The following is a 7,610-nucleotide window of genomic DNA, read 5'->3' as shown; positions in this document are numbered from 1 at the left end:
CCTTTCTTTAAAATACGTGAAAATGGTATCCACAACACTTAAACCACAAAACCTGGTTCAAAATACGAATTCAAAGACTCATCTAACTCATCATTATTTAGGAATAAGGTGTGGTAAGAACCTCCTTGAAGTAGTCAAGCCACAGGAAATGATACAAATCCACATTCACATTATTCAATTTTACAGATTAACAAAACCGTAATCAACCACGGTTAAAAAGGTTGATAGAAAGGAAAATGTATACTATAAATGATCATTAAATGAGTCATTTATAATATACCAGGTAATGATATGAAGAAATTGCTTTCTTATTTTATGTTATGGATGGCTTTTTCACTTGTTGCTTGCAGCGTTGATGTTTCTAATGCCGATGAGCCTTCACCATCAGGCGTGGTTACAACAAATGAAGAAGCAGTTTCTGATGAAAAGGAGGATTTGAAGGAAATGAATAACAAGGTACGTAAGATCTCTGTACAATTTGGAGATCATGTGATTATTTATGAATTGAATGAGAGTCAGGCAGCTGTTTCTCTATATGAACAATTGCCATTGACGATTGAATCGGAAAATTTCAGTACGAATGAGAAGATCTTTTATCCGCCAAAGAGCCTGAATCTTACAGATGGCATCAAGGCTAATGGAGGCTCAGGTGTTCTGGCTTATTATGAGCCTTGGGGAGATGTTGTCATGTTCTATGGTGATTTTAATCAAAACTCATCATTATATGAATTGGGACATGTAGTTTCGGGTGAGGAATTGATTCAAGAGATTACCGGTGCGATTACGATCGATATCATGGATTGAAGGAGGTGCTTTATGATGTCTGAGAGCTTAGTGGCTTATTTTTCTGCTACCAATACCACAAAAAGAATTGCGCAAAGGCTTGCCGGTTTGATGCATGCCGATATATATGAAATTTGTCCGCAAGTGCCTTATCGCAGAGAAGATTTGAATTGGATGGATAAAACAAGCAGAAGTACATTGGAGATGAAGGATCCATCCTCACGTCCAAAGATCATTGATCAGAAAATAAATCTTAATAAATATTCAACGATATATTTGGGATTTCCTATCTGGTGGTACACGGCACCGGCCATTATTCGAACCTTTTTAGAAAGTTATGATTTTAATGGGAAAACGATCATAGTGTTTGCGACCTTAGGAGGCAGCGGTTTAGGGAATACAGTGAATGAGCTGTCAAATCTGGCAAAGGGCGCGTCATTTATAGAGGGCGGCATTCTTCAAGAAAATGCTGGTGATGAGCAATTAAAGCATTGGATCGAAGAGATAAATAGAAGGAGATGACATGAAAAAATTACGTTATTTAAGCTGGATTTTGATCATAATCGTGTTGATGGGAGGATGTTCATCGAAGCAGCAGGGTGATGAGGATGATTTGATGCAGAATGAAGCTGTTGAGGAAGAAATTGAAGATGGTGAAGAAGGTCAGGAAGAGATGAGCATTGTTTATATGAGTGAAGAGATCAGTGCTGACAGCCTGATTGCTGTTTATGATGCACTTGATGCACAGATTGAAGGAAATGTGGCCGTTAAGCTTTCTACGGGGGAGCCGGGAAGCAATTATCTGCGTACTGATCTCATCGGTGAATTGATACAGTCCTTTGATCATCCAACCATCGTAGAATGTAATACGGCTTATGGCGGACAAAGAGCGAATACAGCCATGCATTATCAAGTGGCAGAAGATCATGGTTATACGTCAATAGCGGATGTGGATATCATGGATGAGGAAGGGTCCATGACCTTACCGGTTTATGGAGGAACACGTTTAAGTGAAAATTATGTCGGTTCTCATTTTGAAAATTATGATTATTATGTAGTGCTGTCACATTTTAAAGGACATTCTATGGCGGGATATGGAGGTGCCATTAAAAATATTTCGATCGGTATCGCTTCCTCTGAAGGGAAAGCCCATATACACAGCAAAGGAACAGGCGGTAGTATGTGGAGCGGTGATCAGGATGCATTTTTAGAGTCTATGGCTGAAGCCGGCAAGTCCGTTGTTGATTATTTAGATGGGAATATATTATATATCAACGTCATGAATCGTCTTTCAGTTGACTGTGATTGTGATTCTAGTCCGGCAGAGCCGGATATGCATGATATTGGCATTCTTGCATCTTTTGATCCGGTAGCCTTGGATCAGGCTTGTATCGACCTTGTATATTCTGCAGCGGATGGGGCTTCATTGGTACAGCGCATCGAGTCCCGCAATGGATTACATACCTTGGAACATGCTCAAGAGATCAGGCTTGGAAGCAGAATCTATCAATTGGTCAATATTGATGAATAGTTGGAGATAGTGAAGTGAATTTAAGACGAGAGTTTGTTTATATCTGGTATTATTTCAGTGTTCAATTCGAACAGATCTTTGATTATTGGGTCGTTGGCATGATGATCGGTTCTGCGATTTCGGTATTTGCCAAGGATCATATTCATCATGCCCTGATATATTTGCAGAAGAAGCATTTCGGTATCTTTGGTATTTTTGTGGCTGCTTTTCTGGGTATTGCTTCTCCTTTATGTATGTATGGTACCATTCCGATTGCCGCATCATTTTCAAAAGAGGGTATGAAGGATGACTGGCTGGCTTCTTTTATGATGTCCTCGATCCTGTTGAATCCCCAGCTGATCATTTATAGTGCTGCCTTGGGGCAAGAAGTCTTGATCATACGTATTGCTTCTTGTCTGTTATGTGGTATCACAGCGGGATTATTGGTTCATTTTATTTATAAGGAACCATCATTTTTTAATTTTAATAGCTTTGATGAACCTGTAAATAAAGATACTGATGATAATTTAGTACTGCGTTATTTAAAAAATTTAGGACGTAATATCAAGGCCACCGGGGTGTATTTTTTCCTTGGTATCTTGCTTTCAGCTCTTTTTCAGCGCTATGTGCCTGCTGATGTGATGACTGCTCTTTTTGGTGGTGATGAAGCCTTGGGTGTCTTGATGGCAGCGACCATAGGTGTTCCGTTGTATGCCTGCGGCGGAGGAACGATTCCTCTGCTTCAACAGTGGCTGTGGGAAGGAATGAGCCTTGGCAGTGCCGCTTCATTCATGCTTACAGGTCCTTCGACAAAGCTCACAAATCTGGGGGCATTGAAGATCGTGTTGGGTTTGCGCCGTTTTTGTTTATATCTTGTTTATGTCATGGTCTTTTCTTTCATGACAGGTATGCTTATTAATTTAATCTTATAGAAGCAGTTGAAAAAACTGCTTTTTTATATGCGGACTATTTTTTTCTTGTGATTTATGTTATCCTTAAATTACTATTGATTCATTTTGCTCGATGATAATTTTTATGTCGTACATTATATGAAAAGGAGTGAAATGATGAAAGTGATGCTTTATATCTATGTTTTTATCTTTTGTGCCTGTATAGGCAGTTTTGCTAATGTGTTGATTTATCGTTTGCCTAAGGGAGAAAATTTTATAATAGGACGTTCTTATTGTCCTAAATGTCATCATACTTTAAAAATGAGTGAGATGATTCCGATATTCAGCTGGATATTATTAAAAGGGAGATGTCGCTGGTGCCGTCAGAAGATTTCAATCGCTTATTTCATTATTGAAGTAATAAGTGTGGGAATCGGATATTTTTGTTTTTCATATCATGGCTTTGGGTCAGGATTTTTTATCAGCTTTTTTATTTGTGAGCTGCTGCTTGTTGTAAGTGTGATCGACTTGATTACGATGACGATACCGGACAGTTTAAATATCATTCTGGCTTTTTTAGCAATCATCGCATATTGTCTTCATCCGGATATATCTTTGATTGAGCGTCTGATAGGCATGAGCGTTATATCGCTTCTGATGATTGTCTTAAATTTGTTTGTAATGGATTCTTTTGGCGGTGGAGATATCAAGCTGATGATTGCGGCAGGTTTTCTTTTAGGATGGCAAAAAACGCTTGTTGCCGGGGTGTTGGGGATCATGAGTGCTTCTGTTTATGCAAGTTATCTGTTAGTTAAAAAGAAAGCGAATCGCAAGACTCATATTCCTTTTGGGCCTTTTTTATCTTTGGGAATCATGATCAGCTTTTTTTATGGATGGCAGTTTATTGATATGTATTTGATGCTTGTGAAAGTTTGATACAAAGTTGTTGGGGGATATTGAATCATCTGAGTTAAAAATGTAAATCTGCTGTGTTATAATGATTGAGCAAAGAGGGGGTGAGATCATGGCAAGGATTCATTCTTTTGAAAGCTTTGGAACGGTAGATGGTCCGGGAGTTCGCTTTGTAGTCTTTATGCAGGGCTGTCCTTTAAGATGTAAATACTGTCATAATCCGGATACGTGGAATTTTCATGGCGGAGAGGAGTACAGTGTCGAAGAGGTTCTTCAAGAGATCATGAAATATAAAAATTATATTCGTGACGGCGGGGTAACCTTGAGTGGCGGAGAGCCTTTGATGCAGATTGATTTTGCAATCGAATTGTTCAAAAAGCTAAAAGAAAAAGGAATTCATACTTGTATGGATACGAGCGGTATTACCTTTGACCGTAAGGATACTTCTAAATTTGATGAGCTGTTAGAGGTATGTGATCTGTTTTTATTGGATATCAAGCATATTGATACGAAAAAGCATTTAGATCTGACCGGAATGCCTGCTGATCGTCCACAGGATTTTGCCCGTTATCTCGATGAAAAGCATAAGCCTGTCTGGATTCGTCATGTTCTTGTAAACGGTTACACGAATAATGAAGAAGATCTAAGAAGGACAAGAGCTTTTCTTGATACGCTGCATAATGTAGAGAAGGTAGAAGTGCTTCCTTATCATACGATGGGCGTTGTGAAATATGAAAAGATGGGGATTGAATATCCGCTAAAAGGTGTAGAGGTATGTACGGCAGATGAAATTCAAAAAGCAAAGGAGATATTAGGCGTATGCTGAATAATGAGAATTTTAAGGAAGTCTTGAAAGAAAGCAGATTTGCGGTCACGCTTATCAGCGGCGAGGGCTGCGCAAATTGTGTCAGCATGCTTCCGATGGTTTTAAAATTAAAAGAACGGGAGGATATGGATGTCTTCATCGTTGAAGTTGGTCCTTCAAATTATGAGATCAATGAGCATTATGATATCAAGGTCGTACCGACGATCCTGCTGACAAGCTTTGGAGAAGCGGTATCTAAAATTACAGGCTATCAGCCTGAGGAAATCTTTGAGCTTTATATCGATGCAAAGCTGGATGAAATTAATAAAAAGGGAAATCAAAAATAAGAGTTTTAGAGATGACTTGAAAAATGGTTTATGATACAATACATGCGTTAATGAAAGAGAGGTATTTATGTATAAAGGCTGGGAAGGTTTTGAATTAGGTAAATGGAGCAAGGAAATCGATGTCCGTGACTTCATTCAACGAAATTATACGCCTTATGAAGGTGATGACAGTTTCTTAGCACCTGCTACGGAAGCTACTAAAAAATTATGGGAGCAGGTATCTGAGCTTAATAAAAAGGAGAGGGAAGCCGGTGGCGTTCTGGATGCTGATACTAAGATAGTATCTTCATTGACCTCACATGCTGCCGGATATCTGAATAAGGATCTGGAAAAAATTGTCGGTTTCCAGACAGACAAGCCTTTTAAACGCTCATTACAGCCATTCGGTGGTATTCGAATGAGCGAAAGTGCTTTGAAAGCCTATGGCTATGAGCTTGATCCGGAAATCAAGGAAATCTTTACGAAATATCGTAAGACACATAATCAGGGTGTTTTTGATGTTTATACACCGGAAATGCGTCGTGCAAGAAGCTGTGCGATCCTGACCGGTCTTCCGGATGCATATGGACGCGGACGTATCGTTGGGGATTACCGCCGTGTTGCTTTATATGGCGTTGATTTTTTGATCAAGGATAAAGAAACATTGCATAAAGAAATTCTTTTGGGCAGCATGACAGAGGAAAGGATCCGTGAACGTGAAGAAGTGGCTGAACAGATTCGTGCTTTGTATGCCTTAAAGGAAATGGCTCAGATCTATGGCTGTGATATTTCTGAACCTGCAGTAACTGCGCAGGAAGCAGTACAGGCAGTTTATTTTGGTTATTTAGCTGCTGTTAAAGATCAGAATGGAGCGGCTATGTCTTTGGGACGTACATCTACATTCCTTGATATTTATATTCAAAGAGATCTGGATAAAGGAATCATTACTGAAGAAGAGGCTCAGGAATTGATCGATCACTTTGTCATGAAGCTTCGTCTGGTGAAATTTATGAGAACGCCGGAATATAATGAATTGTTCTCAGGAGATCCTACATGGGTTACTGAATCTATCGGCGGTATGGGACTTGATGGAAGAACTTTGGTTACCAAGAATTCTTTCAGGTTCCTTCATACATTGGTAAATCTTGGACCTGCACCGGAACCGAACCTGACGGTTTTATGGTCAACAAGACTGCCTAAGAATTTCAAACGCTTCTGCGCAAAGATCTCTATTGAAACAAGCTCGATCCAGTATGAGAATGATGATCTGATGCGTGTTGAAATGGGTGATGATTATTGTATTGCCTGCTGTGTATCCTGCATGAAGGTAGGAAAGGATATGCAGTTCTTCGGAGCCCGTGCCAATTTAGCAAAATGTCTGTTGTATGCTATCAACGGTGGTATGGATGAAGTGAAGAAGATCCAGGTATCACCAAGAATGGAGCCGATCACTTCAGAATATTTAGATTATGATGAAGTTATGGCGAAATATAATCAGATGCTGGAATGGCTTGCCGGACTTTATGTCAATACATTGAATGTCATTCATTATATGCATGATAAATATTGTTATGAAGCATTGGAAATGGCACTGCATGATCATGATGTAAGACGTTTCTTCGCAACAGGTGTAGCGGGATTATCCGTTGCGGCTGATTCTCTTTCCGCAATCAAATATGCGAAGGTAAAAGCAATTCGTGATGAAGATGGTGTTGTGGTTGATTATGAGGTTGAAGGTGATTTCCCTAAATTCGGAAACAATGAGGATCGTGTTGACCAGATTGCTGCTGATCTTGTTAAGAACTTTATGAATAAGATCAGAGAACATCGCACATATCGCAATGGCGTTCCTTCGATGAGCATCCTGACCATTACGTCAAATGTCGTTTATGGAAAGAAAACAGGAAATACACCGGATGGAAGAAAGGCCGGAGAACCATTTGCACCGGGTGCGAATCCAATGCACGGAAGAGATACGCATGGTGCGGTGGCTTCACTGGAATCAGTTGCGAAACTGCCATATGAATATTCAAGAGATGGTATTTCAAATACGTTCTCAATCGTACCAAATGCATTAGGAAAAGACGAATAAGAAGGAGGAAAAGAAAATGTCTGATAGAATTGATAACTTAGTAACGATGATCGATGGCTATGCCCAGAGTGGCGGACATCACTTGAATGTGAATGTATTCAACAGAGAAACACTGTTAGATGCACAGGCACATCCTGAAAAATATCCTCAGCTGACGATTCGTGTCAGCGGATATGCTGTTAATTTCAATAAGCTTACAAAAGAACAGCAGGATGATGTAATTCGCAGAACCATGCATGAATCAATGTAATTGAATCTTTGGATGACTGTATTGAGGCAGTCATCTTTTTTT

9 protein-coding genes are annotated in these 7,610 nt (G+C 39.6%); all 9 read left to right on the top strand.

Annotated features, from left to right (window positions below):
• Nucleotides 1-291 precede the first annotated feature (291 nt).
• Entirely contained in the window at nt 292-804 is a 513-nt protein-coding gene (locus tag Q0K35_RS03070) for a cyclophilin-like fold protein (protein ID WP_294561206.1), read from the top strand.
• Between the two features lie 12 nt (nt 805-816).
• The gene (locus Q0K35_RS03065) at nt 817-1,305 is read left to right on the top strand and encodes a flavodoxin (protein WP_294561205.1); all 489 of its coding nucleotides are present in this window, start codon (nt 817-819) and stop codon (nt 1,303-1,305) included.
• A 1-nt stretch (nt 1,306) separates the two neighbouring features.
• Nucleotides 1,307-2,314, top strand: a complete 1,008-nt coding sequence (locus tag Q0K35_RS03060) for a DUF362 domain-containing protein (protein WP_294561204.1) — start codon at nt 1,307-1,309, stop codon at nt 2,312-2,314.
• Nucleotides 2,315-2,328: 14 nt separating this feature from the next.
• The gene (locus tag Q0K35_RS03055) at nt 2,329-3,225 is read left to right on the top strand and encodes a permease (RefSeq protein WP_294561203.1); all 897 of its coding nucleotides are present in this window, start codon (nt 2,329-2,331) and stop codon (nt 3,223-3,225) included.
• A 135-nt stretch (nt 3,226-3,360) separates the two neighbouring features.
• Complete coding sequence (locus Q0K35_RS03050; protein ID WP_294561202.1) at nt 3,361-4,119, top strand: A24 family peptidase; 759 nt, start codon at nt 3,361-3,363, stop codon at nt 4,117-4,119.
• An 88-nt stretch (nt 4,120-4,207) separates the two neighbouring features.
• On the top strand, nt 4,208-4,921 hold the full coding sequence (pflA, locus tag Q0K35_RS03045) for a pyruvate formate-lyase-activating protein (protein WP_294561201.1): 714 nt from the start codon (nt 4,208-4,210) through the stop codon (nt 4,919-4,921).
• The gene (locus Q0K35_RS03040) at nt 4,915-5,247 is read left to right on the top strand and encodes a thioredoxin family protein (protein WP_294561200.1); all 333 of its coding nucleotides are present in this window, start codon (nt 4,915-4,917) and stop codon (nt 5,245-5,247) included. Before pflA ends, Q0K35_RS03040 begins: the two co-directional genes overlap by 7 nt.
• A 67-nt stretch (nt 5,248-5,314) precedes the next feature.
• On the top strand, nt 5,315-7,318 hold the full coding sequence (pflB, locus tag Q0K35_RS03035; RefSeq protein WP_365936205.1) for a formate C-acetyltransferase: 2,004 nt from the start codon (nt 5,315-5,317) through the stop codon (nt 7,316-7,318).
• A gap of 16 nt (nt 7,319-7,334) precedes the next feature.
• Nucleotides 7,335-7,568 carry an autonomous glycyl radical cofactor GrcA3 gene (gene grcA3, locus Q0K35_RS11535; RefSeq protein WP_071441318.1) on the top strand — a complete coding sequence of 78 codons (234 nt, stop codon included), beginning with the start codon at nt 7,335-7,337 and terminating at the stop codon, nt 7,566-7,568.
• Nucleotides 7,569-7,610 lie beyond the last annotated feature (42 nt).

The sequence above is a fragment of the uncultured Traorella sp. genome, assembly GCF_944327115.1.
Taxonomy (GTDB): Bacteria; Bacillota_I; Bacilli_A; order Erysipelotrichales; family Erysipelotrichaceae; genus Traorella.
Note: the sequence above shows the minus strand (reverse complement) of the source record. Positions and strands in the feature narration are given on the sequence as shown.

Excerpts from the sequence above, each read along its gene's own strand:
- Q0K35_RS03070 (WP_294561206.1), top strand. The coding sequence starts at position 292 with ATGAAGAAATTGCTTTCTTATTTTATGTTATGGATGGCTTTTTCACTT.
- Q0K35_RS03065 (WP_294561205.1), top strand. The coding sequence starts at position 817 with ATGATGTCTGAGAGCTTAGTGGCTTATTTTTCTGCTACCAATACCACA.
- Q0K35_RS03060 (WP_294561204.1), top strand. The coding sequence starts at position 1,307 with ATGAAAAAATTACGTTATTTAAGCTGGATTTTGATCATAATCGTGTTG.
- Q0K35_RS03050 (WP_294561202.1), top strand. The coding sequence starts at position 3,361 with ATGAAAGTGATGCTTTATATCTATGTTTTTATCTTTTGTGCCTGTATA.
- pflA (WP_294561201.1), top strand. The coding sequence starts at position 4,208 with ATGGCAAGGATTCATTCTTTTGAAAGCTTTGGAACGGTAGATGGTCCG.
- Q0K35_RS03040 (WP_294561200.1), top strand. The coding sequence starts at position 4,915 with ATGCTGAATAATGAGAATTTTAAGGAAGTCTTGAAAGAAAGCAGATTT.
- pflB (WP_365936205.1), top strand. The coding sequence starts at position 5,315 with ATGTATAAAGGCTGGGAAGGTTTTGAATTAGGTAAATGGAGCAAGGAA.
- grcA3 (WP_071441318.1), top strand. The coding sequence starts at position 7,335 with ATGTCTGATAGAATTGATAACTTAGTAACGATGATCGATGGCTATGCC.